We start from the raw sequence: 26,079 nt of genomic DNA, 5'->3' as shown, positions 1-26,079 counted from the left end.
TACATATGACTTTTGCTTTTGTTGGTGGTACGGTAATTATATACACATTTGTCATGAAACACGTTTTAAAAAATGTAACTCAATCATAAATATTTTAAAGCCAAGGAGAAAAATCCTTGGCTTTTGTTCATTTATTGGAAATTCATCATATTTGAAGGATCAGGATAGGAATTGTTTGAATTATCGTATAAAATAAATATTATTACTACGATGCTAAGGGGAATAGCTATATGGTACAAACAGCCAAGAGAATAGAAACATATCAAACACTTAAAGGCAAAATTGTTGCGATATACGAATATTTATGCCAACAACATGACCTGGTTCATGCTGAAAAGGTAAAGCAGCTAGCAATAAAATTGAACAATAGAGAGTATTCAATTGCTTTTTGCGGACATTTTTCAGCAGGGAAATCAACCATGATTAATCAGGTGATTGGGGAAAATCTGCTTCCATCAAGCCCCATTCCAACAAGTGCTAATTTAGTAAAAGTAAAAACGGGAGAAGAATATGCAAAAGTATTCTTTAAACATGAAAAACCAAGGCTTTATTTAGCACCCTATGATTACAATTTAGTCAAAAATTATTGTAAAGACGGCGATAAAATTGAGGAAGTAGAAATCAGTCACAGTGAATCCAAGTTACCGCCCAATGCAATCATAATGGACACCCCTGGGATTGATTCTGCAGATGATGCCCACCGGATTGCAACCGAATCGGCTATCCATCTAGCTGATTTGGTTTTTTATGTAATGGATTATAACCATGTTCAAGCTGAATTGAATTTTTTATTTACAAAGGAATTATCAGAATCGGGGAAAGAGGTATACCTCGTCATCAATCAAATTGATAAACACTTGGATGAGGAACTTTCATTTCAAGATTTTCAAAAAAGTGTGGAGGAATCCTTTGCATCTTGGGGTGTAAAACCAGCAAACATTTTTTATACCTCATTAAAACAGAAAAACCACCCTTTTAATCAGTTTCAGCAGCTTCAGGAATTTATTGCGGAAACATTGTCAAAGAAGGATCAACTATTAGTTCCATCTATTTTCCACTCATTAAGGAAAATTGCGCTTGATCATATGGATCTTCAAAAAAAACAGGAAGCCGAAGAGCTTACATCATTACTTGAAGTACTGAACGAATTAACAGATCAAGAAAAACAAGAATTGCTAGATAAGTATCAAAAACTCATTTCCGAACTTAACAGTGTTAAAGAAGGGACCGTACAAACTGAAAAGCAATTTGATTTACACATTTCTCAAATCATGAAAAATGCTTATCTTATGCCTTCTCAAACACGAGAATTCGCTGAGACATTTTTGGAGAGTTGTCAGCCTGAATTTAAGGTTGGTTTTTTATTCGCAAAACAAAAAACAGAAGAGGAAAAGAATAAGCGGTTAAACAGTTTTTATCAGGAGCTTCTTGAAAAAACAAAAACACAGCTGGAGTGGCATCTTCGAGAGTTTCTACTACGAACCTTAAAGGAAACTGAACTAGACCAACCAGAGCTCCATGGCATAGCACAATCCTTTTCAATATCAATACCAGTAGAATTATTAAGCAATATCATCAAACCTGGTGCACGTGTAACCGGTGATTATGTGCTTCATTACACAGAAGACCTTGCCAATGAAATTAAAAGAATTGCCCGAAAAGAATTAATAGACTTTAAAATGATATGGTTAGAAGCTCTTAGTAAGCAAAATACCTTATTACAGAAAAGCTATGAACAGGAATTCCGTAAAATCGAAAAGTATATTATTGCATTAAAGGAACTAACAAAACATGAGCAAGTCCATGTAGACCGCGTAAAAGCAATAGAGGAATTGCTTCTTGAGTCACCGAGCTTAACGGAAGAGGCGGAACAACTTTTTATACAGGAGCCAGAAGAGTGTGAAGTGGTTCATTCTAATGGAGAAGTCAATAACGTGCTAACTAAAACGGAAAAACCATTGGAAGAAAAGACTATTGATCAACAAGAGATTAAAAATGAATTGAAATTAAGTGAAAATCATTTGAAGTTGATAAGTGCTAAGCTTAAAAATAGTTCAGCCCTAATTAAGGACCTGCCTGGATTTAAGAAAATTTCAAGTGAATTAATGGAAAAAGCGGAACGCCTTGATCACAAGGATTTTACGGTAGCCTTGTTCGGTGCCTTTAGTGCAGGTAAATCATCTTTTGCCAATGCATTAATGGGTGAAAAGGTTCTGCCTGTTTCTCCGAACCCAACAACTGCAGCAATCAATAAGATCAAACCTGTGACGGACCAACATCCCCACGGAACGGTCCTTGTGAAGTTTAAAGAAGTCAATACCATGCTCGACGATATCAATCGGTCCTTGAAGGTATTTGATTTGCAAGCAGACGGATTTTCAGAGGCACTAGATTTAATTGATCAAATTTTACTAGATCAGCAAAATCAAACTGTCCTTGAAAAAACTCATTTTGCCTTTTTACAAGCATTTAAAAAAGGATATGTTTCATTGGTTCCTTCACTTGGAACGACTAAGGAAGCGGTTTTAGTTGACTTTCATGAGTTCGTTGCTCAGGAGGAAAAATCCTGTTATGTGGAATGGATTGAGCTTTACTATGATTGTCCCTTAACAAGAAAAGGTATCACACTTGTCGATACTCCTGGGGCAGATTCTATAAATGCTAGGCATACCGGGGTAGCTTTTGATTATATAAAAAATTCAGATGCGATTTTGTTTGTTACCTATTATAACCATGCCTTTTCAAAGGCTGACCGCGAATTTTTAATCCAGCTGGGGCGTGTCAAAGAATCATTTCAGATGGATAAGATGTTCTTTATCATTAATGCGATTGACCTAGCTGAGAATGAGGAAGAAAAAGAATCTGTTGTCGATTATGTTAAAGATCATTTAATCAAGTACGGAATTAGGAATCCACATCTTAATACTGTATCTAGTCTCTTAGCACTTAAGGAGAAAACAACTGCTAATTATTATGCAGCATCAGGGATGAAACAGTTTGAGGAATCTTTTTATCAATTTATATCGAATGATCTTACATCTATGGCTGTCTCTTCAGCTGAAAAGGAATTATCCCGAGTTGAAGAATTAATCGATACACTCATTCAAAATTCACAACAAGATGAAGCACAAAAAACAGGAAAAAGAAGAGAAATCGAAAACCAAAAATTGAAGATTAAGGCTTTACTAAATAATGAAACAGTTCATCCATTACAAAGTCGTTTATCACATGAGGCTGAGGAATTAATTTTTTATATTAAGCAAAGAGTCTTTTTACGTTTTGGTGACTTCTTTAAGGAGTCTTTTAATCCGTCTGCGTTAAGGGATGATGGTCGGGATATAAAAAAGGCTTTACAAGCTAGTCTTGATGAATTTCTTGAGAGCTTTGGCTTCGATTTCGCTCAAGAATTACGGGCAACAACAGTAAGATTAGATCGGTTTATTGATAAACTGCTTATGGATTATCAGGAAAGGCTCAAACGGAGTTTTGCTGATATTAACGGTGATCTTTCATTTTCATTTTTTGAAAAGAAAGAAAGTAATCAAATTGATTTTCCAATTGCCTTTTCCGATGTAAATCCGCAGCGATATCGGAAAGCATTGTCTTATTTTAAAAATCCTAAGTCCTTTTTCGAAAAAAATGAAAAGAAATTAATGAGCGATGAACTGCTTCAAATTTTGAATCCAATTGCTGATGATTATTTAAGGCTAGAAGGGGAACGTCTAGACCGGCATTATATATCTGAACTAGAGGGAAATTTCAACCGTTTGTTGTGTGAACTCAGTGATCAAGCTGATGATTTTTACTTTAGTATCCTCTCAGCACTAGATGGAGGAGTTTCGGCCGATCTATTATTTGAAATAAAACAAAAAATGTCTCAATAAAAGAGGGGAAACACGTATGAAATATGTTAAAGACAAAGAATGGTTATTGGAAAATTTACATGATAAAAATGTAAGAGTTGTTGACTGCCGTTTTTCTTTAGTTGATCCCCAAAAAGGTAGAAAAGAGTATTTACAAGGTCATATCCCTGGTGCTATTTATTTTGATTTGGAACAGGATTTGTCCGGAAAAATCGGTGAACATGGCGGACGCCATCCATTGCCAACTGGTGGAGATTTTCGGCATAAGCTGGAAAGTGCCGGTATTAGTAATGACACCACCATAATTGCTTATGATCATGGTGAAGGAGCCTTTGCGGCCCGTTTCTGGTGGCTTTTACAATATTTTGGACACGACAATGTATATGTGTTAGATGGCGGATTTAAGAATTGGCTCGAAACTAGCGGCCCGGTAACTACGGAGATACCAACTAGTAAACAGGCTGTTTTTCAACTAAACGTAAGATCTGAATTATTGGCAACATATGCCGAAGTGAAAAATGTCGTTGAAAGCCAAAACAAGGTGCTGATTGATTCTCGTGAGGAGAAGAGATACCTGGGTCTAGAAGAACCAATCGACAAAAAAGCAGGACATATTCCAGGAGCCATTAATAAGCCATGGATGAACGGATTGCAGAATAGTCATTATTTGCCAGTTCATGAACAATTGCAGCGGTTTGCCGACCTTGATTTTAACCAATCGATTATTGTCTATTGCGGCTCTGGTGTAACTGCTGTCCCAAACTTTTTGGCACTTAAAGAAGCAGGATTTGAGAAAGTAAAGCTGTATGTGGGAAGTTTTAGTGATTGGATTTCCTACGAGGAAAATAAAATTAACACATTAATTTAGTCCTCTTATGGTATAATGGTCGATGTGCTGTTTTTTAGTTTACCAAGAGGAGGACTAAGGAATTGGAAAATCAAAAGCCTTCATTCATGCTCGTTGATGGTATGGCCCTGTTATTCCGTGCTTTTTATGCTACAGCGGTGACAGGTCAATTTATGATAAATTCAAAAGGTATTCCTACAAATGGAATCCACGGTTTTATTAAACATTTATTTACGGCAGTTTCTTCTTTTAAGCCGACACACCTAGCTGTTTGTTGGGATATGGGAAGCAAAACGTTTCGAAGCGAGATGTTTAGTGATTATAAAGGAAATCGCGGTGAGGCACCAATTGAGCTCATTCCGCAATTTGACTTGGTTAAAGAAGTGGTTGAATCCTTTGATATACCCAATATTGGTTTGTCTGGGTATGAGGCTGATGATTGTATCGGTACAATTGCTAAGCAAATGAAGGATTTAGCACATGTGTTCATCTTAACAGGAGACCAGGATATTCTTCAGCTTCTAGAAGAGGATATTTCTGTTATTTTGCTTAAAAAAGGATACGGTAACTATCATATGCATACACCGCAAACTTTCTTTGAGGAAAAAGGGATAAAGCCAAAACAAATGATTGATTTAAAGGCTCTCATGGGTGATCCGAGCGATAATTACCCTGGGGTAAAGGGGATTGGCGAAAAAACGGCCCTTAAACTTTTAAAGGAGTTTGAACATGTTGAAGGAATTATTTCGAATCTCGATCGCTTATCGAAATCACATAAATCAAAAATAGAGCAAGATTTAGAAATGCTTCATTTATCCCGAATGCTTGCAGAAATTAAATGTGATGTTCCCGTCACATGCCAACTTGAACAAGCAGGTTTAAGAATTTCAAAGGAAAAGGCGTTAAATAAGTTAAAGGAAATCGAACTGAAAGGTTTACACCGGATGCTTCCGCTTGGTGAAGCCATTATTTCATAAGCTTAAATTTAAAGGGTGTTCCGAATCAAGGGACACCCTTCTTTTGTGGCATCTTATATTTTTGTGTTACTTTTCTTCGCTCTATTTTCTAATTTACTTTTTGGTTCCTCTGCCATTTCTGCATCCTGTCCATACCCTTGTGGATTAACGCCTGGAGCTTTCACTCCCCGACTGGCATTACCGTTTTTAGTCATAGTACTTCACCTCCCACTTTTTTAGTATTTCCATAAGGAATAATAAAACAACACTTTCAAAACAATAATGAGTAGAGAGGTGATATGATGAACAAAGGTGTTTATTTAGCCCTTTTAAGCATTGGTCTGGCCCAAGGTGTAAAGATTCCCATTCATTACTTCAAAAAGAAAGAATGGCGCCCAGAATTGTTTTTTGGAACCGGTGGAATGCCCAGTTCCCATTCTGCAGGTGTTTCCACTTTGACGACTTATATAGCGCTGCAAAGAGGATTACCAACTTTTGACTTTGCCCTATCCCTTGTTTACGGCTTAATCGTTATGTATGATGCACAAGGGGTTCGCCGTCAGACTGGGGAACTTACCCTTAGAGTGAATTCCATGAATGATTTAATTGAAAAAATACACAAAGAAGAAAGTCTCGAGTATAAACAAGAAGCACCTAAAAAGCTAAAGGAAGTATTAGGACACCAACCGGAAGAAGTAGTTGGTGGTGCCTTGTTTGGGGTGTTAGTGGGGATCATCGGGCATTTTATGACAAAAAAGGATAGAAAGTTGTCGAAATTTAAGTTAAGATTTTAACTGTTCATATGTTTGGGAGAGGGTTGGTCTGAATCTTGTTAACAGTTGAAGAGTATTTGCATTACTTGAAGGGGAAGGGTTTTCAATTTCAAGAGGATGCGATTGGCTTTATTTTCTTCGGAAAACACTATACTAACGCTACTGATGAAATGATTAATACAGCTATCGAGATCACTTTAAAAGCGCAAAAACGTTTTGATGGGAGTTTCTATGTTGCACTGCTCGAGACGTTAACGGCAAATAAAATCGTTTCAAGAAAAGCCGCTTTACAATTTGTGAAAGAGAAAGAATTACTAAATATTTAAAAGAAAAAGGCTCCCTTCACAAAAGGGAGCTTCCTTAAACTTTGATGTCAATTTTTCCTACCTATTGTTTTTTTGAATCGCCAATCTTGCTAATTCATCAGCAACTTTGTTTTCGGCACTGGGGATCCATTTCATGAAGAATAAATCAAAGTTCTTTGCTAGTTCTAATGCTCTTTCAAGCAAAGGAGTATAGGTTTTATTTTTCGTAAATTCTCTTTCCACTGACATGTTTACTAATTCAGAGTCTGTTCGAAAAGAGATAATTGAATGGGTTAACCCTTTTTTATAGCAGATTTCAAGGGCTTCAATAAGGGCATGAAACTCGGCTTCATGGTTGGACATATTGCCAAGTGGTAAAGAATATTTTTCAGCAACACCGTTTCCTTTAATAAAAATCCCAGCTCCACTTGGTCCAGGATTACCTGCACTTGCTCCATCAATATAGACTTCAATCAAAGCTGAATCCTCCTAATACAGGTTTACATTATTATAAAAGAAGTTTAACATAATTTTACATAGTTCTGCAGGAAAATATTTTTTCTATAATACAAGTGGAAAACATAAAAACATCGATATTTTTAATTTAAATGAATAAGCTAGTTGTTAAGATGAAGATAACAATCAAGAGAGGCTGAAAACAATGAAATATAAGCTTGAGTGGATGTATAAAGTAAAAAGTAACGAAAAAATCCCCTGTTTTTCAGACTATCTGTCAGGAGAATTAGCGATTCAATTTGCAGAGGAGTTAGAGGGAACTGGGAAAGTTACAGATTTATATTTTTATGACGAAGCAGGGACATCGTGGATATTAAAGGAAATGAAAAAACTGCTGACGGAAATCGAGGAGGACCCACATGAAATTACGGTCTACTTTGATGGCGGGTTTCAGAAGGAAAATAACCAAGCAGGTTTAGGGGCAGTTATTTTTTTTAAACAAGGAAAAAAGAAATATCGAATTCGTGCAAATCAACGATTTGACGAAATGGAATCCAATAACGAGGCAGAATATGCAGCATTTTATTTTGCTTTGAATATTTTAGAGGACTTAGGTGTACATCATTTATCGTGTGAGTTTAAGGGGGATTCTCAAGGTGTGTTAAAGCAGCTTGAAGGTGAATGGCCTTGTTACGAGGAAACACTTAACCGCTGGCTAGATCGAATTGAAGAGAAAATAAAAACATTAGGTATGACGCCAAAATTTTCAGTAATTCCCCGAAAAGATAATAAGGAAGCAGATAAATTGGCCACTCAAGCCTTACAAGGTAAAGAGATATTCGCTAAAACATTAATTCTTTAGAAGAGGTGCCAAGAATGATGAAGCCTTCTGTTAGAAAGGAATTATTGAGTCAGGTAGAAGAGTTGATAAATCACTATTGTAATGGCTGCTTTTTGCATGAACATTTAAAAAAGTCTGGCGGTCGGAGAGCTGCCCATCGCTTTTGTATTACCCATTGTACGGTTGGTGAACAGCTACAGAATTATGGGGAAAAATTAAAAAAGGAACATTAAAAAGGCTGACGTTTTTCGTCAGCCTTTGAATGGTTATTATATGAAGGATTATAGTTTCACTACGTTAGCAGCTTGTGGTCCACGGTTTCCTTCAACGATTTCGAAAGAAACTTCTTGACCTTCTTCTAATGATTTGAAGCCGTCGCCTTGAATGGCACTGAAATGTACGAATACATCGTCTCCGCCTTCAACTTCGATAAAACCAAAACCTTTTTCGTTGTTAAACCATTTTACTTTACCGTTTTGCATGTACTTCTTCCTCCTAAGCCTTTCGTGGCACCCCTTTGGTACCAGGTTAAATATTATCATGTATAGGAATTTTTATTCGGTTACATGATGCTTTAAATATACAATAATGAAAATGGACAGTCAAGGAATGGCAGGTTGTTTTTTCCTAAAAACGACTTCTTTTGAATAAAATATAAAAAATTGTGGAAATCCTTCTTTTATGAATAGAAAATAGGCTCTTCCTCATATGTTTAATTAATAACTTTTGCATTTGAGGTGGAGGAGCCCATGTATCGTTTTTCAATCGAAGGAGAAGATTGGATATTAAGATTCTCACCACAGGTTATAATTGAAGCTGAAGAAAAGCAGGCAATACTAATGTCATTACTGTATATTGGAAATGAATTGGCAGACTTTTCTCATGGAAAAGCTTTTATCATGTTTGCTAATAAAATTGGAGCAATCGTTTTTGATGTGGAGCGTGTTCCATCCTTCATTTTAACTGTTTCGAATATTATTCCTGAAGAAAATTGGTATGTACAGGAAAAAAACTTCTCAAAGCCAATCAAATGATATTAAATCCTAATAACCCACCCCTAGATCTGGTGGGTTATTTTAAATTATAAGAAAGAAAGTTTCGACTTTGAGAATTGTCTAGCTCCAGCGCCTAGCCCCTCGAGATCATAAGACACTCCCAAAATGAAGGCAAAAAGCGCCTTCTTTTTGGGAGTGTCTTATGCTAGTCGGGGCTAACCAAGGCGCTTGCGCTTTTCTATTTCTCCGACTTTTGTCACAAATTAGTCGAAAAACAAAGGAGATTTCGTGACAAACTCTGATAAGATTAAATTAAAGCAATATTTAATAGCTATTCTTATTAAATAATAATTATAAATGTTCCTTACGTATTTACATAGTTGATGTAGGGAAACAGTATTAAATTATTTAAGTATGTGAAAGAATGCACAAAAAAGAATGGAGGAATTAACAATGGATCAAGTGTTGTTGGCAAGGATACAATTTGCATCGACAACTATTTTCCACTTCTTCTTCGTTCCACTTTCGATTGGCCTCGTTTTTATGGTCGCTTTAATGGAAACGATGTATGTAGTGAAAAAAAAGGAATTGTACAAAAAGATGGCAAAATTTTGGGGACATATCTTCCTCATTAACTTTGCCGTAGGGGTTGTAACAGGAATCATTCAGGAGTTTCAGTTCGGAATGAACTGGTCTGATTATTCAAGATTTGTTGGGGATGTTTTTGGTGCACCGCTAGCAATTGAAGCTTTATTAGCATTTTTTATGGAGTCTACATTCATAGGGCTTTGGATATTTGGCTGGGAAAAGTTACCCAAAAAACTACATCTAGCCAGCATATGGCTTGTTTCACTTGGAACGTTCCTGTCAGGATTCTGGATTTTGTCAGCCAACTCCTTCATGCAGGTGCCAACCGGATTCAAAATGAATAATGGTCGTGCAGAAATGAATGATTTCCTTACACTTATTACTAATGGTCAATTATTTGTTGAATTTCCGCATGTTATAACTGGTGCATTATGTACAGGAGCTTTTTTTGTAGCGGGAATTAGTGCTTTTGGTTTATTAAAGAAAAAACATGTTGAGTTCTATCAAAAATCTCTACAGCTTGCCATTGTAATTGGCTTAATAGGCTCCCTTGGAACAGCTTTTAGTGGTCATACCCAAGCACAATACCTTGTGAAAACTCAGCCAATGAAGATGGCTGCTGCAGAAGGAATATGGAAGGATACTCAAGACCCAGCGCCATGGGCGGCATTTGCCATCATCAATTCAAAAAAACAAGAGAACAGCTTCGAGATTAATATTCCATATGCTTTGAGCTTTTTATCATATTCAAAATTTGAAGGTAGTTTAAAAGGTATGGAAACATTACAAAAAGAATACTCCAAAAAATATGACTCGGTTGTAGGTAAGGGCACAAACTATATTCCTCCTGTTAAAACAACCTATTGGAGCTTTCGTTTAATGATTGGATTTGGCATGGCTATGATTTTGCTTGCACTTGTTGGAGCTTTTTTATGGAAAAAAGGCGCATTATCAAACAGTCGTATTTTCTTGAAATTATTGTTGCCAGCTATATCCTTTCCGTTTTTAGCCAATACATTTGGCTGGGTTATGACAGAAGTCGGCAGGCAGCCTTGGACTGTATTTGGACTAATGACTACATCTGATGCTGTTTCACCGAATGTACAGGCAGGAACAATACTTTTCTCAATCATAATGTATGTGCTGGTTTTTACCATTCTTGCAGTAGTGATGGTTTATTTAATTGTTCGAGAAATTAAAAAAGGACCTGAAATTGACCATAACGCAAATATTGTGGTATCAACGGATCCATTTAATAAGGTAGGTGCGTAAAGCATGGAATTAAGTGAACTATGGTTTGTCTTAATCGCCGTAGTGTTTATTGGATTCTTCTTTTTAGAGGGTTTTGATTTTGGTGTTGGAATGGCAACTCGTTTTTTGGCAAAAGGGCAATCGGATAGGACAATAATGGTTAATACCATAGGACCATTTTGGGATGCCAACGAAGTATGGCTGCTTACCGGTGGAGGTGCGATATTTGCAGCATTTCCAAACTGGTATGCAACAATGTTCAGCGGCTATTACCTACCTTTATTGGCAGTACTTATTTGTTTAATTGGTCGAGGAGTATCTTTTGAATTTCGTCGCAAGGTCGATAATCAAAAATGGACCAATGTATGGGATTGGGTTATTTTCTTTGGCAGTATCCTCCCGCCATTTTTGCTAGGTGTTCTTTTTACCAGTATGTTAAAAGGAATGCCAATCCAAAGTGATATGAATATGACAGCAGGTTTTACCGACTATATAAATGTTTATTCCCTTTGGGGCGGTCTAACGGTTACATTGCTTTGTTTATTACATGGGCTGTACTTCCTAACACTGAAAACAGAAGGTACAATCCGAGAACGGGCGGCCTTCCTTGCTAGAAAAGTAGCCGCAGCAGTATTAGGGTCATTGTTAATCTTTGTTGTATTGTCTTCTAGTATGACAGATATTTTTAAAGTCCGTTTAATACCAGAAGTTTGTCTCGTAGGTGCAATTGTTCTTGCCTATGGATTATCTTGGATTTTTATTAGTAAAAAAAGAGAAGGTCTAGCTTTTACTATGTCCGGAGTAGGCTTGGCCGCAACCATTTCTGCCATTTTTGTTGGATTATTCCCTAGAGTTATGATCAGTTCGATAAATAAGGCCTTTGATTTAACTGTCTATAATGCTTCTAGTGGAGCATATTCATTGAAAATTATGACCATAGTGGCTTGTTCCATATTACCTTTTGTTTTAGGATATACGATTTGGAGTTACTATATTTTCCGAAAACGAGTCACAGATAAGGAGCATTTAACTTACTAATGGATAAAACATTGTTTTCCTATAAAGGTGTGAAACTACTATTAGTAAAATTAACGACCCTCACTCTGTTGCAAAGTATATTTATTATCATACAAGCTTTTATGTTGGCAGAAGCAATCTCCTCCCTTTTTGGGGGAGATTTGTTTCGTCATGTTATAAAAAATCTTTTCATTTTTCTACTAGCCCTTATTTTTAGGCATGGTTCGGCAATGTGGAAGAAAAGTATTGCTTTTGAATTTGCAGCGGAAACGAGTGAATCATTGCGCGAGGTATGCTTAAAAAAGTTACTCACACTTGGTCCGCGCTTTGTAAGAAAAGAGGGTTCGGGACAGACGGTAACCTTAGTGATGGAAGGAGTATTAAAATATCGCCGCTATTTAGAAATAATCTTTGTAAAAGCGATAAATACGGTCGTTATCCCTTCGGTGATTTTGCTCGTTACCTTTTATAAAGATAGCCGATCCGGGATCATTCTCCTTCTTGCTCTGCCCATACTAGTGGTCTTTTTGATCCTAGTGGGCTTGGCTGCGAAGAATAAAGCGGATCAACAATATGAATCTTACCACCTCCTGTCTAATCATTATGTGGACACCTTAAGAGGATTAGAAACACTTAAATATTTAGGATTAAGTCAACAGCATATCAATAAGATAATTTTAGTTAGTGAAAGATATAGACGAGCTACCATATCCGTATTGAAAATGGCCTTTTTGTCCTCTTTTGCAATGGATTTTTTTACGATGTTATCCATTGCTATGATAGCTGTTTTTTTAGGTATGGGCTTAATTAATGGAACGATGGACCTCTATCCTGCTTTAACTATTCTAATCCTAGCTCCCGAATACTTCCTGCCTATAAGAGAGCTTGGTGCAGATTATCATGGAACCCTTGACGGAAAAAATGCAGGCAAAAAAATGGATGAGCTCCTTTCTCAGCCAAATATTTCACAATTGCAGGAAATGGTTTCAAAATTGGATACTTTTAAATCACTATCTCTTCAAAATATCAATGTGTGTTTTCAAGATGAACAACAAGCCGGACTAAAAAATATTAATTTTACGGTAACAGGTGCAATGAAGATTGGAATTATCGGAGCGAGTGGAGCAGGGAAATCAACCTTAGTTGATATATTAAGCGGTTTTCTAGTTCCTTCGTCAGGAGAATTTAAATTGGGCGAGCAGTCGTTAACCACTCTTTCTGTAGAGGAATGGCAGCGCCAAGTAAGCTATATTCCCCAGCAACCGTATCTTTTTCACGATACGGTCCAAAACAATATCCGCTTTTATGAGCCTAAAGCATCAAAAGAAGATGCATGGAAGGCGGCTAAAAATGCTGGTTTATTGGATGTGATTGAAGAATTGCCAGAGAAAATGAATACAATGATAGGTGAGGGTGGCAGAGCTCTCAGTGGTGGGCAAGAACAAAGAATTGCTATTGCTCGTGCATTTATTGGAAACCGGCCTATCATCATACTAGATGAGCCCACTGCCCATTTAGATATTGAAACAGAAGCCGAAATAAAAGAAACTATGTTGCAACTGTTCTCAGATAAGCTCGTGTTCTTTGCCACTCATCGTTTACATTGGATGAAAGAGATGGATAACATCTTGGTCCTCCATAAAGGAGAATTGGTTGAATCAGGTACCCATGAACAATTAATGGCTCTTCAAGGAACGTATTATCAGCTTGTCCGACAACAATTGGAGGGAATATAATGAAGAAGGATAAATGGATTTTGCCTTATTTGCGGCAGCATCGCGGGCTATTTTTACTAACCATCTTACTTGGTTCTCTTACTACACTTTTTGGCGGGGCATTAATGTTCACGTCGGGTTATCTCATTTCAAAGGCGGCAACACGACCAGAATCAATATTAATGGTTTATGTTCCGATTGTAGGTGTCCGAACCTTTGGAATAGGCAGAGCCGTACTTAACTATACTGAAAGATTAATTGGGCACAGTTTAGTATTGAAAATCCTTTCAAGCCTGAGGGTCAAGTTATATCAATTAGTTGAGCCACAAGCCTTATTGCTTCGATCAAGATTCCGGACAGGTGACCTTCTCGGTTTCTTGGCTAACGATATTGAACATCTGCAAGATTTTTATTTAAAAACGATGTTCCCCGCTATCATCTCTATCATTATTTATGCAGTATTGATTGCATGTGCAGGTATTTTTTCACTGTCATTTGCCGCTCTTTTAAGTATTTTTGTTGGTTTAATATTATTTTTAAGTCCGTTCCTTTCCATTTTATATCTTAAAACAAAAAAAGAGCAGTTAAAACAAGGGAGAAATCAGTCCTATTTACAATTTACTGAAGCTATATTAGGAATAAGTGATTGGATTTTTAGTGGTCAATTTATGAAGTTCATCCAACGGTACGGAGCTCATGAACGTCAACTGCTAAAAGTAGAAAAAAAGATTCATTCATTTGTTAATGTGCGCGATTTTATTAATCAGTTAATTCTTGGTCTAGTGGTTATTTTTGCTGTTTATTCTGCTAATGAATTTAGTATTGCCGGCAAGGTCCCTCCAACTTTAATTGCTGCTTTTGGACTCATAATGGTATCATTGCTTGAATCGTTCCTGCCTATTGCAAGTGCTATTAGTGACACGCCAATATATCAAGATTCCATAAAGCGGCTTACATCCATACAAGTAGTAAAGTTAGATAAAGAACCTGAATTACTAGAGCAGGAATGGTCAAACTTATCAGAAGTTACGGTAAGCGCAAAAGAGATAACTTTTGGTTACGAAGGGAAAACGTTGTTAGATAATCTAAGTCTAACAATTAATCAAGGAGAAAAGGTAGCAATCATTGGACGTAGCGGATCTGGGAAGTCTACACTTTTAAAGCTAATTTACGGTGCGCTGACACCGACTTCTGGCAGTATCAGCCTAAATGGTCAAGCATTTGATAAAATAGAACCATCTATTTCAAACATCATCTCTTGTTTACATCAGCAAGCCTATTTATTTAATACCTCAATCTTCAATAATATCCGTCTTGGAAATCCAGAAGCTTCAGATGAAGAAGTTTATCAGGTGGCACGTCTAGTCCAACTAGACGAAATGATTAAAAATTTACCAAAAGGATATGACACCATTATGCAGGAAACAGGTCAGCGTTTCTCCGGTGGTGAACGGCAGCGGATTGCTCTTGCTAGAATCCTTTTGCAAAATACTCCAGTAGTTCTACTGGATGAACCAACCGTGGGACTGGATCCAATTACGGAGTCAAAATTATTAAGGACTATTTTCGAAACACTAAAAGGCAAGACAATTATTTGGGTGACTCATCACTTAATTGGTGTGGAAAGAATGGATCGTGTTTTATTCATGGATGGCGGGAAAATTGCTATCGATGGGACTCACCAGCAATTATTCGAAAGGGAATCACGATATCGAAGACTTTATCATTTGGATCGCCCATTTTCTTAATGACCAAAATCTGTCTTAATTTATAACTTTACTAAATAGATTTGAAGTGGGAAAATGAATCAGGGATGCTTTAAGAAGGAGCAAATTCATATGAAACTAATTATTGCTGAAAAACCCGACCAAGGTTCAACCTTAGCTTCGATATTTAAACATAAAAAACAAAATGGTTATATTGAGATATTTCCAAACGATAGCTTTCCGGACGGTGCCTATGTGTCATGGGCAATCGGCCATTTATGCCAACTTGTCGCACCTGAAAAGTATGAACCGGGCTGGAAAAAATGGTCATTGGACAGTTTGCCAATCATACCCGAACAATTTCAATACGAGGTAACGAAGGATAAAGCCAAACAATTTGCGGTTATAAAAAAATTAGCAGCGGATCCAAAAGTCACAGAAATTATTCATGCAGGCGATGCAGGGCGTGAAGGGGAGTTGATTATCCGCAATATTTTACGCTTAACCAACTGTAGGAAACCAATGAAACGACTTTGGATATCATCCTTAACGCCCAATGCCATTCGTGAAGGGTTTAATAAATTATTAGATGAACAAGACACCAAAAGCTTATATTTTGAAGCATACACTCGTGCATGTGCAGATTGGATTGTCGGAATGAATGGATCCAGACTTTATAGTTTGCTTCTCCAACAGAAAGGTTTTTCAGATGTTTTTTCAGTTGGAAGAGTTCAAACCCCCACTTTAGCACTTATTGTAAAAAGAGAATTAGAGATTGAAAATTTCAAGTCTGAACCTTTTTGGGAAGTTAATGCTACTTTTGTGGTAAATGACAAGAAATACAAAGGAAAATGGCAAAATGATGGGGAAACCCGTGTGAAGACTAAGGAAATGGCAGAAAAAGTAGCTGCCTTTTGCCGAGACAAACCGGCCGAAGTAGCAGAGGTTCTTTCCGAACGAAAGGAATTTTTACCCCCGCTTTTGTATAATCTTTCAGCTTTACAGGCAGAGGCAAATAAACGATATAAACTTTCTCCCAAAAATACTTTAGATATTCTGCAAAAACTTTATCAAAAAGGTTATGTTTCATATCCCCGCTCGGATTCGCGGCATGTTACGAAAGAAGAGGCCAAAACCTTCCCTGATATTCTAAATCGCCTAAGTCATTTGAAAGACTATGAAAGTTATTTTCCACTTCCGATTGCTTCGATTGCAGAAAACAAACGATATGTGAATGAAAAAAAGGTAACCGATCACTATGCTATTATTCCTACTGAGCAAATTCCAAATTTAGAAAGACTGAGTTCGGATGAGCGGAAAATATATGATTTAATTGTGACAAGTTTAATTGCTGCCCATTATAGTAAGTCTATTGTGGAATATACAACTGTTACAACACTTGTAGATGGAAGGGCATCCTTTATTTCAAAAGGTAAGGTGCAATTAGACGAGGGATGGAGAAAAGTCTTAAAACATAAGGAACATGACGAGGAAGCAGAACTGCCTGCCTTAATAAAAGGGGAGCAGGGGAAAACTGTGAAAGTGGATGTGAAAGATAGTCAAACACAGCCGCCAAAGCGGTATACAGAAGGTCATCTGATTACACTAATGAAAACGGCTGGAAAACATATAGATGATAAAGAGCTTGAAAAAATCCTTTCGAAAACGGAAGGATTAGGAACGGAAGCAACTAGAGCGGGGATTATCACCATGCTGAAGGATCGCTTATACATTGAAGTCAAAAAGAATCTAGTCTATGCAACGGCTAAAGCTAGAATATTAATAGAGGCGATAGGTCAAGAAATTCTTGCTTCACCAGAAATGACCGCGAAGTGGGAGCAAAAATTAAAAGAAATATCGGAAGGATCGGCTGTACCAAAGCATTTTATGGAACAAACTAAAAAAATGGTTCTCCATTTAATCTCATCTGGTTTGAACCAATCTGCTAACTGGACCTTTTCCGATGAAATAACTCAAAACTTTACCCCAGGAAAACCAAAAGGAAAAAGAAGGTCGGCAACAAAACTAGGTTCATGTAAAAAATGTGATGGTAATATTATTGATAAAGGTTCCTTTTATGGATGTAGTAACTATACTAAAAATCAGTGTAATTTTACCATTTCGAAAAAAATCCTTGGAAAAAATATTACACAGAAAAATGTTAAACTGCTGCTAGCCGGAGAGAAAACAGAATTGATTGAAGGGTTTACAAATAAGGACAAAACATTTAATGCTCGTCTATTTCTTGATAATCAGGAAGGAAAAATTAAATTTTTATTTGATGAGACTGTTGTAAAATAATCCGTAATCCTAATATATGAGAAAGAGCCTTGTCACTTATTTTTTATTATAGTAAACTTTTAGAAGAGTAATTTTTTGGAGGTTAAGGGATGCCAACACCAAGTATGGAAGATTATATTGAACAAATATATATTTTGATTGAAGAAAAAGGATACGCTCGTGTATCAGATATTGCCGAAGCGTTGTCTGTCCATCCCTCCTCAGTAACAAAAATGGTCCAAAAACTTGATAAAGATAAATATCTTGTATATGAAAAATACAGAGGGCTTAGCTTAACCCCTAAAGGGAATAAGGTTGGTAAACGTTTAGTTTTTAGACATGAACTGCTTGAGCAATTCCTCAAATTAATTGGGGTAAAGGATGAAAACATCTATCATGATGTTGAAGGGATAGAGCATCACTTAAGCTGGGACTCAATTGATCGTATTGGCGATCTTGTTCAGTTTTTTGAGGATGACCAGAACAGAATAGAGGCATTAAAAGAAATTCAAAAACAAAATGAACATCAATAAAAATAAAATGAAAACCAAGCACCTAGCTAAAAATAGCTAGGTGCTTTTAAAATAAATTAGGATAGTGATCAAAGGATTGTTCAAGCTCAGGTTGAATCGACATTGTTCCGTTTGCATCCTGAGAAGTCTGTAAACCTTGAATAAGACCTTGTTCAACATCCATTAATGCCTTACGGTACGATATGATACGTCCTTCTGAAGTTACAAAGTTAATAATCTCTCCAAAGTGATTTCGATGAACAGCTGTAATCGTTTCCATCTGAACACTCCTTTCCCAAGTATTATTGCTTTTTTGTTAAAAAAATAAACTACAAAGATTATATAAAAAAAGCATCGGCGTACCGATGCTTCTTTAAGCCCAAGAATAAGGTGTTTCTTGGTATACATAATAATTTAGCCAATTTGAAAAGAATAAATGACCATGTGAGCGCCAGCGATTAATTGGCGGTTGTGTCGGGTCATTGTTTGGAAAATAATTTTCCGGCATATGGATTTCAAGACCTTTTTGTAAGTCTCTTTCATATTCCTGTGCTAGTGAATCGGAGTCATATTCCAAATGACCTGTTACCATTACATGTTTCCGATCTGTTGATGATATTAGCAAGGCACCGGCTTCTTCTGATGCAGCTAATAATTTTAATTCAGGATTTTCCATAATCGATTCAATGGAAACATCTGTGTAACGGGAATGCGGAGCATAAAATTGGTCGTCAAACCCGCGTAATAAAATGTCATTTTGTTCAAAAATTTGATGAGGATAAATGCCCGAACATTTTCGTTTTAGCTCAAATTTACCAATGCCATAATGATAATAAAGGGCTGCCTGTGCACCCCAACAAATGTGCAAGGTAGAGGTAACATTTTCATGGGCCCAATCCATAATCTCTTTTAATTCAGTCCAATATTTTACTTGTTCAAACTCTAATAATTCTACGGGCGCCCCAGTAATAATCATTCCATCAAACTTTAAATTTTTAATTTCCGGAAAAGTTGTATAAAACTGTTCCAAGTGTTGTTTGCTTGTGTGTGTGGATTCATATGAATCTGTTTTTAAAAACTTCACATTAACCTGTAGAGGTGAGTTCCCTAATAAGCGCAAAAACTGTGTTTCAGCCTTTTCTTTTTCAGGCATTAAATTTAAAATTAAAATATTTAAAGGCCTGATATCCTGGCAGACCGCCCTTTCATCATCCATAATAAATACATTTTCCTGTTCAAGTATTTCTCTTGCAGGTAATTGCTTAGGTATATTAATAGGCAAGTGACCATCCCTTTCTAAAATCCGTATGAAAAACGAGTATCCAACAGTTCGATGTTTCGAATTGAATATAAGAGAATAAAAATAAAAAATCGATAATTCCATTATAAACATTATTATAATTTCAGAAAAGACAATAATTTCGATATAATTAACATCGGTATATAAAAACTACTTTGATATAATGTAAAGAGTAGTCCTACATAAATTAATGTAAAAGGCGGGGGATTAGCGTAAGCATGAAAACATCAGTGAAGTCAGACATTGAAATTGCCCAACAATCTAAGATGAAGCCTATTTTAGAAATTGCTGAAAAAATTGGTTTAACTGAAAATGATCTGGAATTTTACAGAAAATACATGGCGAAGATTTCCAATGATTGTTCTAGAGGGGGGCGATTGAAAAGTGTTTGATCCAACAGCCTTTGATAATATGAAAGTCGTATTTGAAGGAGCTTTATATGACCGGGACAACAAAGGTGAGATTATTATCATGGACCGAAATGATTGGGTCAACTTAGCTAAAATGTCTCGCCAATTTGAAGTAATGTTTCAGTTACCTGAGAGTCGTGTAAGGGCCAAAATCGAAATGAAGTCAAATTTGGTAAATTTGGCCGCCGAGTTATTATCTTCCATTCAAAATGAACAGCAAACAGGTTGTTACTTAAAGTTGAAATTTGTTATAGAGAAGACAGAAGTGTTAAATTTTCAGGAGTTAAAAAAAATCCTTTTAGGTGTATGGGGAGACGGTCGTGAAATCTCGGTAAATACTTATAATCATCCACTTGAAAAAGAGAAAGATCAATTAACCATTCTTACTGTTAGCTTTGGGAGATTGATTACAGAGGACCAAATAGAAGATTTGTTTGAAATGACCGATTTTATGATTACCACCCTTGAGCAATTAAATAGTTTCATATCAAAATAATTGGTAAAACCAGCTAAATTTACGCTGGTTTTATTTGTTGGCAATATATTTACAATTTTTCAAATTATATGTACAGTTATGATAACTGGATGTTATGATCTACTTTATATTAAGGGGGAAGCGATTTGGCTAAAATTGCATGGGTAACCGATAGTACCGCCTACTTAGATGAAGAACTAAAGATACATCCTGATTTATATACAATTCCGTTAACTGTTATACTTGATGGTGAAGAATATGCTGATGGTCTTGACTTAACCTCAAAGCAGCTATTTGGAAGATTAAAAGAATTGAAAAGCCCGCCCTTAACTTCACAGCCTTCTATAGGATCTTTTCATTCTTTATATGAAAAGCTAGCAAAAAACTACGACCGTATTATAACTGTTCTTATATCAGGGAAGTTGAGTGGAACAGTCTCGTCGAGTAATCAGGCAGCAGCGCTTGTTGATATTCCTGTCGTAACTTTTGATTCACAAATTCTTACTTATCCTATGTCCGCCTTAATTAAAAAAGGGATGGAACTTGTTAGTGAGGGTCATAGTATTGAATCGATGTTAGAGCAGCTGGAACAAATACGAAACACAGGTGAAACATATGTGCTTGTGGGAAGTTTAGAGCAGCTGCATCGGGGAGGTCGAATGACTGGACTGCAATTTTTTCTCGGAAGTATGCTTAATGTCAAACCAATCATCTCTATAGAAAATGGAGCACTTAGTGTAAAAGAAAAAATAAGAGGTGAAAAGAAGGCAAAAGAAAAAATCCTTGACTATTTCCGGGCTTCTTATGAACAAAACCAATTTAAAGAGGTCTATATCTTATATGGATTACATGAAGACCAAGCTAAAGAGTGGGAGATGAAAATTCAGAGTCAATTCCCGAAAGTGAAAATTGTTTGCTGTCCATTAGGGGCAGTTATAGGGGTACATGCCGGTGAAAATACCATTGGGATTAGTTGGTTTAATGCTTTGAAATAACTTACCCTCTAACTGTGCATACTATAATTGATTAGTCATCATTAATAGAGAGGGGGATTGTTTTTATGAGCAAGCAAGGCAGACAGAATCCCAATCAAACTAGGGAACAAATTGAAAAGCAAGATATTAGCAATGATGTCGAATTAGGCAGTGAATTCCAAATTGGCAACAATAAATCACAAAGTCAGAAAAAAAGCGGCCGGCAGGCGAATAAAAAATAACTCCGAAACATCGGGGTTATTTTTTATTTGCCATTCATGTTAAAATAGCTAGGGTGAAGGCAGGTGCTTTTCTAATGAAAAATACATTAATTGAACAAGCGGAAATATTTGTCCGTACTGAACTGGGGGAAGATCCCACGGGACATGATTGGTATCATGTTGACCGTGTTCGGCGAAGTGCCTTACATATATGTAAAGAAGAAGGGTTAGGAGATCCATTGGTAATCGAATTAGCTGCACTTCTTCATGACATACCGGATGAAAAACTAAACGATACAGTTGAACAAGGCAGGGCTAAACTTGGATCCTTTTTTCAAGCAAACATTGTGCCAGCAGATATTCAAGAGCATATCCTTCAAATCATCGACACAATTTCATATAAAGGCGGCAGGAAAATAGAGCTTAAGACCATAGAGGCAAAAATCGTACAGGATGCAGACCGGCTTGATGCTATCGGAGCAATTGGGATTGCCCGAGCATTTGCTTATGGTGGTAAAAAAGGTCAGCCTATCTATCATCCGAATATACAAGTAAGAGAAAAAATGAGCGTGGAAGAATATCGATCAGGTAAATCAACCAGTATTCATCATTTTTATGAAAAACTATTAAAATTAAAAGATTTACTAAATACAAATACAGCGAGAAAAATGGCGGAGAAGCGTCAGCAAATGATGCTTACCTTTTTAGAACAATTTTTTCAAGAATGGGATGGACAAGATCTATGAAGATGCTCAAAGTAGAAAATATTTCAAAAACATATGGTGAAAAACAGTTATTTGACCATATTTCTTTTACAATTAGTGAAAAGGAACGGATTGGACTCATCGGTATCAATGGAACCGGAAAGTCGTCTTTATTAAAAATTATTGCGGGGTTAGATGCTCCTGATGACGGTAAGATTATAACAGCGAAAGACTACTCTATTACGTTTTTAGCACAGCAGCCAGAATTAGATCCAGATAAGACGGTGCTTGAACAAGTTTACCATGGAGATGCACCAATCTTAAAATTAATGCGCGATTACGAACAAACTTTATTAAAACTGAATATCTCCCCAAATGATATGAAGGTACAAGAAGAGCTTTTTCAATTACAAAAACAGATGGATGCTTTGAATGCGTGGGACGCCAGTACAAATGCTAAGTCTATTTTAATGAAATTAGGTATTGAGGATTTTACCAAGAAAATGGGTGAAATGTCTGGGGGACAAAAAAAGCGTGTGGCTTTGGCACAAGTGTTAATTGCTGAGCCTGACTTATTAATCTTGGATGAACCGACCAACCATCTCGATTTTGATTCCGTTAAGTGGTTGGAAGACTACTTAAGCCGCTATAATGGCTCCATTTTGCTTGTTACCCATGACCGTTACTTTTTGGATCGAGTGGCAAACCGCATGTTTGAATTAGATGGAGGCAATCTCTATAGTTATAAAGGAAATTATGCCGCCTTTTTGGAAGCAAAGGCAATACGTGAGGAAAACGATGCAGCTAGCTTTGAAAAAAATAAAAACTTATTTCGTAGGGAATTGGAATGGATAAGACGGGGGGCGAAGGCGAGGTCTACAAAACAAAAAGCGAGAATTCAACGGTTTGATGAACTTGATGATAAACTTTCAAATGGTAAGCCTTCATCTGAGAAATTAGATATTTCATTAAATGGGAGCCGACTTGGTAAGCAGGTTTTTGAGTTAAAAGATGCCTCAAAACGTTATGAACGAAAAGTGATCCTTGAGCATTTTAATTTACTGGTAAAGCCAGGGGATAGGATTGGAATCATCGGTAAAAACGGTACAGGTAAATCGACGTTATTAAATATATTAGCGCAAAAGCTCCCGCTTGATGAAGGAGAATTTATCATGGGGCAAACGGTCAAGCTAGCCTATTATACTCAGGAAAGCGAAGACATGGATGAAAATAAGCGGATGATTGAATACATCAAAGAAACAGCTGAAATTGTGGAGACTTCCGATGGTAAGACCATTTCTGCAGCCCAAATGCTTGAACGGTTTCTTTTTCCGCCTTTTACTCATGGAACGCCGATTCGAAAACTATCTGGTGGGGAAAAGCGACGTCTATATCTTCTAAAACTATTAATGACCGCACCTAATGTTCTCTTACTAGACGAGCCTACAAATGATTTGGACACACAAACCTTAACGGTTTTAGAAGACTATCTTGAGGATTTCCCTGGGGTAGTGATTACAGTCTCCCATGATCGTTATTTCTTAGATAAAGTGGCTGAACAACTCCTCGTCCTTCTTGGTGAAGGGAAAATTGATGCATTTTATGGGAATTACAGTGAATTTCTTGAAAAGGAAGGTGCATTAGGAGCACCAAAAGAAACAATAAAACCCATTCCTTCTACCAAAGTTCAAGAAAAGGAAAAAAAGAAGCGGTTAACCTTTAAAGAGAAAAAGGAATGGGAGGAAATTGACGAATTGATTGCCAGCACAGAGGCAAAACTCGAAGAAGTGGCAGTTGAATTAGCTACGACCGGCAGTGATTTTACAAAAGCACAGGAATTAATGAAACAAGAAAAGGAATTAAACGAAAAGCTTGAGTATTTAATTGAGCGGTGGTCTTATTTAGCTGAAATAGCTGAACAAGAATAATGGGGTACGTCTTTGTGACGTACTTCTTTTATCATTTATGAAATGATAAAATTTTCGCTTGTGGAAAACTGTTAATAAAAGGACTGTCGACGTCCAGCTCCAGCGACTAGCCCCTCGATGGTCTTCAGCCACTCAGGGAATGAAGGCAAAGAACGCCTTCTTTCCCTGAGCGTCTTATGCTTTTCTGGGCTGTTCAAGGCGATTCCGCTTTTGTGCTTCAAGCAAATCAAATGAATAGAATATTAACCTTATGTTAAACTTGTAAAAAGAAAACCTTAAGAATTAGGTGATTTTGTTGAAAATTAAGGCGATTGAACCAACGCCAAGTCCAAATACAATGAAAATTATTCTAGACCAAGAACTCCCAATGGGTAAAAGCCATAATTATAAAAAAGAAACAGCGCAGGAGGCACCACCTATTATCCAGGCAATTTTGAAAATTGATGGAATAAAGGGTGTTTACCATGTTGCTGATTTTCTAGCTGTGGAACGGAATGCAAAATATGATTGGAAGGAATTATTACCACAAGTTCGCCAGGCGTTTGGGGAAAAGGCGGATGAAACCGCCAACGTTAACACGGTCGATGCGCATTTTGGCGAAATTAAGGTAGAAGTTCAAATGTTTAAGGACATTCCACTGCAGGTTAAATTAACCGATAGCTCTAATGAACGAAGGGTTGGTATGCCTGAATATTTTTTAAAAGCAAGGGAAGAGGCCGAATTGCCCGAAGATAATTATATTCTTTTGCGTAAATGGCATCAACAAGGAGTCCGGTACGGCGAATTTGAACAAATTGGTCAAGAGGTAGTGGAGGAATTAATTGCCGCTTATCCAACGGAACGTCTTGAAGAACTTGTTAAAAAAGCGCAAAATGTCGATACGCCAATCATTCAAAAAACAAAGCGAGCACATAAAAAAGTAACCATCAAGGATCTAGATAATCCGGACTGGCAGATTCGTTATCAGCTCTTAGAGCAAATGGATGATCCGGAACTAGAGGATTTACCAATGTTAGAAAAAGCTCTATTAGATGAGAAACCCTCTATTCGCAGACTTGCAACTGTTTATCTTGGGATGATTAAAGATAAAAAAGTGCTGCCATTATTATATAAGGCACTTAAGGATAAAACTGTAACCGTACGGAGAACAGCAGGTGATTGTTTATCGGATTTAGGCTTTTCGGAGGCTTCTGAGGAAATGGCAAAGGCGTTGAAGGATCCTAGTAAGCTTGTCCGGTGGAGAGCGGCAATGTTTCTATATGAAGAAGGGGATGAAACATCACTCTTAAGCCTCAAAGAGGCTGAAAACGATCCAGAGTTCGAAGTCAGCTTGCAAATAAAAATGGCAATCGAGAGAATTGAAGGCGGAGAGGAAGCGAAGGGTTCAGTTTGGAAACAAATGACCGAAGCTAGAAAGTCAGATCAGTGATTTTGAAAAATAGGGTTGATTATAGTATTCTTATGAAGAAGAAATGGAGTGAATGTATATGTCAAATGCGTACGAAGAGTATATGAGACAAATGGTAGTACCAATGCGAGAAGAGTTAACAAGAGCAGGCTTCGAGGAGCTTCAAACGGCTGATGAGGTTGAGAACTTCATGGAAAAAACAACAGGTTTAACACTTGTTGTCGTGAATTCTGTATGTGGCTGTGCGGCTGGTTTAGCACGTCCTGCAGCAACCCAGGCGGTGTTAAATAGCGAGAAAAAACCGGATCATTTAGTCACTGTTTTTGCCGGACAAGATAAAGAAGCAACAGCAAAAATGCGTGAATACTTTGAGGGAATTGAACCTTCATCACCATCCATGGCATTACTAAAAGGTAAACAAGTGGTTCATTTTATACCTAGACATGATATTGAAGGCATGCCGATGGAAGTGGTCATGCAAAACCTATTAGGTGCATTTGAAGCAAACTGTTAAGGGGGATGTCGATAGACGTCCCTTTCTTTTTATTAGATAA

27 protein-coding genes are annotated in these 26,079 nt (G+C 36.9%); 22 read left to right on the top strand and 5 right to left on the bottom strand.

Annotation, left to right across the window (positions count from 1 at the left end):
- Positions 1-230 precede the first annotated feature (230 nt).
- The 3 genes from JOC76_RS20885 (at position 231) to JOC76_RS20875 (ending at position 5,687) form a co-directional block, all read left to right on the top strand.
- A complete protein-coding gene (locus JOC76_RS20885; protein WP_205180715.1) occupies positions 231-3,884 on the top strand; it encodes a dynamin family protein in 3,654 nt (1,217 codons plus the stop codon).
- 16 nt (positions 3,885-3,900) lie between these two features.
- Positions 3,901-4,731: a sulfurtransferase gene (locus tag JOC76_RS20880; RefSeq protein WP_205180714.1), complete on the top strand. Its 831-nt coding sequence runs from the start codon at positions 3,901-3,903 to the stop codon at positions 4,729-4,731.
- A 62-nt stretch (positions 4,732-4,793) separates the two neighbouring features.
- Positions 4,794-5,687 (top strand): 5'-3' exonuclease, encoded by an 894-nt coding sequence (locus JOC76_RS20875; RefSeq protein ID WP_275591389.1) that lies wholly within the window; start codon positions 4,794-4,796, stop codon positions 5,685-5,687.
- Between the two features lie 53 nt (positions 5,688-5,740).
- Here the strand turns inward: JOC76_RS20875 and sspL are convergent, their stop codons facing one another.
- On the bottom strand, positions 5,741-5,881 hold the full coding sequence (gene sspL / locus JOC76_RS20870) for a small, acid-soluble spore protein L (protein WP_205180713.1): 141 nt from the start codon (positions 5,879-5,881) through the stop codon (positions 5,741-5,743).
- Positions 5,882-5,968: 87 nt separating this feature from the next.
- On the opposite strand from sspL, the gene JOC76_RS20865 reads away from it, so the two are divergent.
- Together JOC76_RS20865 and JOC76_RS20860 are read left to right on the top strand one after the other, a co-directional pair.
- Positions 5,969-6,460, top strand: coding sequence for a divergent PAP2 family protein (locus JOC76_RS20865; RefSeq protein ID WP_205180712.1), 492 nt, complete (start codon positions 5,969-5,971; stop codon positions 6,458-6,460).
- Between the two features lie 35 nt (positions 6,461-6,495).
- A complete protein-coding gene (locus JOC76_RS20860) occupies positions 6,496-6,765 on the top strand; it encodes a DUF6123 family protein (protein WP_205180711.1) in 270 nt (89 codons plus the stop codon).
- A 57-nt stretch (positions 6,766-6,822) separates the two neighbouring features.
- Here JOC76_RS20860 and JOC76_RS20855 read toward each other — a convergent pair whose 3' ends face one another.
- Positions 6,823-7,221, bottom strand: coding sequence for a reverse transcriptase-like protein (locus JOC76_RS20855; protein WP_205180710.1), 399 nt, complete (start codon positions 7,219-7,221; stop codon positions 6,823-6,825).
- A gap of 184 nt (positions 7,222-7,405) precedes the next feature.
- Between JOC76_RS20855 and JOC76_RS20850 the strand changes: the two genes are divergently transcribed.
- On the top strand, positions 7,406-8,062 hold the full coding sequence (locus tag JOC76_RS20850; RefSeq protein WP_205180709.1) for a reverse transcriptase-like protein: 657 nt from the start codon (positions 7,406-7,408) through the stop codon (positions 8,060-8,062).
- A gap of 14 nt (positions 8,063-8,076) precedes the next feature.
- Positions 8,077-8,274, top strand: coding sequence for a zinc-finger domain-containing protein (locus JOC76_RS20845; protein ID WP_372441986.1), 198 nt, complete (start codon positions 8,077-8,079; stop codon positions 8,272-8,274).
- A 48-nt stretch (positions 8,275-8,322) separates the two neighbouring features.
- On the opposite strand, the gene cspD is transcribed toward JOC76_RS20845, so the two are convergent.
- Complete coding sequence (gene cspD, locus JOC76_RS20840; protein ID WP_071459908.1) at positions 8,323-8,523, bottom strand: cold-shock protein CspD; 201 nt, start codon at positions 8,521-8,523, stop codon at positions 8,323-8,325.
- 267 nt (positions 8,524-8,790) lie between these two features.
- On the opposite strand from cspD, the gene JOC76_RS20835 reads away from it, so the two are divergent.
- From JOC76_RS20835 to mntR, 7 genes are all read left to right on the top strand, one after another.
- Positions 8,791-9,075, top strand: coding sequence for a hypothetical protein (locus tag JOC76_RS20835; RefSeq protein ID WP_205180708.1), 285 nt, complete (start codon positions 8,791-8,793; stop codon positions 9,073-9,075).
- A gap of 414 nt (positions 9,076-9,489) precedes the next feature.
- Positions 9,490-10,896: a cytochrome ubiquinol oxidase subunit I gene (locus tag JOC76_RS20830; RefSeq protein WP_205180707.1), complete on the top strand. Its 1,407-nt coding sequence runs from the start codon at positions 9,490-9,492 to the stop codon at positions 10,894-10,896.
- Positions 10,897-10,899: 3 nt separating this feature from the next.
- Positions 10,900-11,913: a cytochrome d ubiquinol oxidase subunit II gene (gene cydB / locus JOC76_RS20825; protein ID WP_205180706.1), complete on the top strand. Its 1,014-nt coding sequence runs from the start codon at positions 10,900-10,902 to the stop codon at positions 11,911-11,913.
- Positions 11,913-13,628, top strand: coding sequence for a thiol reductant ABC exporter subunit CydD (cydD, locus tag JOC76_RS20820; protein ID WP_205180705.1), 1,716 nt, complete (start codon positions 11,913-11,915; stop codon positions 13,626-13,628). Before cydB ends, cydD begins: the two co-directional genes overlap by 1 nt.
- Positions 13,628-15,355, top strand: a complete 1,728-nt coding sequence (gene cydC, locus JOC76_RS20815; RefSeq protein WP_205180704.1) for a thiol reductant ABC exporter subunit CydC — start codon at positions 13,628-13,630, stop codon at positions 15,353-15,355. The genes cydD and cydC overlap by 1 nt, the downstream gene beginning before the upstream one ends.
- A gap of 90 nt (positions 15,356-15,445) precedes the next feature.
- Positions 15,446-17,614 carry a DNA topoisomerase III gene (locus tag JOC76_RS20810; RefSeq protein ID WP_205180703.1) on the top strand — a complete coding sequence of 723 codons (2,169 nt, stop codon included), beginning with the start codon at positions 15,446-15,448 and terminating at the stop codon, positions 17,612-17,614.
- Positions 17,615-17,703: 89 nt separating this feature from the next.
- The gene (gene mntR, locus JOC76_RS20805) at positions 17,704-18,126 is read left to right on the top strand and encodes a transcriptional regulator MntR (RefSeq protein WP_205180702.1); all 423 of its coding nucleotides are present in this window, start codon (positions 17,704-17,706) and stop codon (positions 18,124-18,126) included.
- A gap of 46 nt (positions 18,127-18,172) precedes the next feature.
- Here the strand turns inward: mntR and JOC76_RS20800 are convergent, their stop codons facing one another.
- Positions 18,173-18,385, bottom strand: coding sequence for a DUF3892 domain-containing protein (locus JOC76_RS20800; RefSeq protein ID WP_205180701.1), 213 nt, complete (start codon positions 18,383-18,385; stop codon positions 18,173-18,175).
- A gap of 93 nt (positions 18,386-18,478) precedes the next feature.
- Positions 18,479-19,387, bottom strand: coding sequence for a homoserine O-acetyltransferase MetA (metA, locus tag JOC76_RS20795; protein ID WP_205180700.1), 909 nt, complete (start codon positions 19,385-19,387; stop codon positions 18,479-18,481).
- A 236-nt stretch (positions 19,388-19,623) separates the two neighbouring features.
- Between metA and JOC76_RS20790 the strand changes: the two genes are divergently transcribed.
- From JOC76_RS20790 to JOC76_RS20755, 8 genes are all read left to right on the top strand, one after another.
- On the top strand, positions 19,624-19,797 hold the full coding sequence (locus JOC76_RS20790) for a formate--tetrahydrofolate ligase (protein WP_205180699.1): 174 nt from the start codon (positions 19,624-19,626) through the stop codon (positions 19,795-19,797).
- Positions 19,790-20,311 (top strand): hypothetical protein, encoded by a 522-nt coding sequence (locus tag JOC76_RS20785; protein ID WP_205180698.1) that lies wholly within the window; start codon positions 19,790-19,792, stop codon positions 20,309-20,311. Before JOC76_RS20790 ends, JOC76_RS20785 begins: the two co-directional genes overlap by 8 nt.
- A gap of 125 nt (positions 20,312-20,436) precedes the next feature.
- The gene (locus JOC76_RS20780) at positions 20,437-21,285 is read left to right on the top strand and encodes a DegV family protein (protein WP_205180697.1); all 849 of its coding nucleotides are present in this window, start codon (positions 20,437-20,439) and stop codon (positions 21,283-21,285) included.
- Positions 21,286-21,350: 65 nt separating this feature from the next.
- On the top strand, positions 21,351-21,506 hold the full coding sequence (locus JOC76_RS20775) for a hypothetical protein (protein ID WP_176541200.1): 156 nt from the start codon (positions 21,351-21,353) through the stop codon (positions 21,504-21,506).
- A gap of 74 nt (positions 21,507-21,580) precedes the next feature.
- Positions 21,581-22,231: an HD domain-containing protein gene (locus JOC76_RS20770; protein WP_205180696.1), complete on the top strand. Its 651-nt coding sequence runs from the start codon at positions 21,581-21,583 to the stop codon at positions 22,229-22,231.
- Positions 22,228-24,117 (top strand): ABC-F family ATP-binding cassette domain-containing protein, encoded by a 1,890-nt coding sequence (locus JOC76_RS20765; RefSeq protein ID WP_205180695.1) that lies wholly within the window; start codon positions 22,228-22,230, stop codon positions 24,115-24,117. Before JOC76_RS20770 ends, JOC76_RS20765 begins: the two co-directional genes overlap by 4 nt.
- Positions 24,118-24,412: 295 nt before the next feature.
- The gene (locus tag JOC76_RS20760; protein ID WP_205180750.1) at positions 24,413-25,546 is read left to right on the top strand and encodes a conserved virulence factor C family protein; all 1,134 of its coding nucleotides are present in this window, start codon (positions 24,413-24,415) and stop codon (positions 25,544-25,546) included.
- 58 nt (positions 25,547-25,604) lie between these two features.
- Positions 25,605-26,039, top strand: coding sequence for a BrxA/BrxB family bacilliredoxin (locus tag JOC76_RS20755; protein WP_205180694.1), 435 nt, complete (start codon positions 25,605-25,607; stop codon positions 26,037-26,039).
- Positions 26,040-26,079 lie beyond the last annotated feature (40 nt).

This window comes from Neobacillus cucumis (genome assembly GCF_016908975.1).
Lineage (GTDB): Bacteria > Bacillota > Bacilli > Bacillales > Cytobacillaceae > Neobacillus > Neobacillus cucumis.
The sequence above is the reverse complement of the archived record's forward strand: the minus strand, read 5'-3'. Positions and strand labels throughout refer to the sequence as shown.

Excerpts from the sequence above, each read along its gene's own strand:
- JOC76_RS20885 (WP_205180715.1), top strand. The coding sequence starts at position 231 with ATGGTACAAACAGCCAAGAGAATAGAAACATATCAAACACTTAAAGGC.
- JOC76_RS20880 (WP_205180714.1), top strand. The coding sequence starts at position 3,901 with ATGAAATATGTTAAAGACAAAGAATGGTTATTGGAAAATTTACATGAT.
- sspL (WP_205180713.1), bottom strand. The coding sequence starts at position 5,881 with ATGACTAAAAACGGTAATGCCAGTCGGGGAGTGAAAGCTCCAGGCGTT.
- JOC76_RS20865 (WP_205180712.1), top strand. The coding sequence starts at position 5,969 with ATGAACAAAGGTGTTTATTTAGCCCTTTTAAGCATTGGTCTGGCCCAA.
- JOC76_RS20850 (WP_205180709.1), top strand. The coding sequence starts at position 7,406 with ATGAAATATAAGCTTGAGTGGATGTATAAAGTAAAAAGTAACGAAAAA.
- JOC76_RS20845 (WP_372441986.1), top strand. The coding sequence starts at position 8,077 with ATGATGAAGCCTTCTGTTAGAAAGGAATTATTGAGTCAGGTAGAAGAG.
- cspD (WP_071459908.1), bottom strand. The coding sequence starts at position 8,523 with ATGCAAAACGGTAAAGTAAAATGGTTTAACAACGAAAAAGGTTTTGGT.
- JOC76_RS20835 (WP_205180708.1), top strand. The coding sequence starts at position 8,791 with ATGTATCGTTTTTCAATCGAAGGAGAAGATTGGATATTAAGATTCTCA.
- JOC76_RS20830 (WP_205180707.1), top strand. The coding sequence starts at position 9,490 with ATGGATCAAGTGTTGTTGGCAAGGATACAATTTGCATCGACAACTATT.
- cydB (WP_205180706.1), top strand. The coding sequence starts at position 10,900 with ATGGAATTAAGTGAACTATGGTTTGTCTTAATCGCCGTAGTGTTTATT.
- cydD (WP_205180705.1), top strand. The coding sequence starts at position 11,913 with ATGGATAAAACATTGTTTTCCTATAAAGGTGTGAAACTACTATTAGTA.
- cydC (WP_205180704.1), top strand. The coding sequence starts at position 13,628 with ATGAAGAAGGATAAATGGATTTTGCCTTATTTGCGGCAGCATCGCGGG.
- JOC76_RS20810 (WP_205180703.1), top strand. The coding sequence starts at position 15,446 with ATGAAACTAATTATTGCTGAAAAACCCGACCAAGGTTCAACCTTAGCT.
- mntR (WP_205180702.1), top strand. The coding sequence starts at position 17,704 with ATGCCAACACCAAGTATGGAAGATTATATTGAACAAATATATATTTTG.
- JOC76_RS20800 (WP_205180701.1), bottom strand. The coding sequence starts at position 18,385 with ATGGAAACGATTACAGCTGTTCATCGAAATCACTTTGGAGAGATTATT.
- JOC76_RS20790 (WP_205180699.1), top strand. The coding sequence starts at position 19,624 with ATGAAAACATCAGTGAAGTCAGACATTGAAATTGCCCAACAATCTAAG.
- JOC76_RS20775 (WP_176541200.1), top strand. The coding sequence starts at position 21,351 with ATGAGCAAGCAAGGCAGACAGAATCCCAATCAAACTAGGGAACAAATT.
- JOC76_RS20770 (WP_205180696.1), top strand. The coding sequence starts at position 21,581 with ATGAAAAATACATTAATTGAACAAGCGGAAATATTTGTCCGTACTGAA.
- JOC76_RS20765 (WP_205180695.1), top strand. The coding sequence starts at position 22,228 with ATGAAGATGCTCAAAGTAGAAAATATTTCAAAAACATATGGTGAAAAA.
- JOC76_RS20755 (WP_205180694.1), top strand. The coding sequence starts at position 25,605 with ATGTCAAATGCGTACGAAGAGTATATGAGACAAATGGTAGTACCAATG.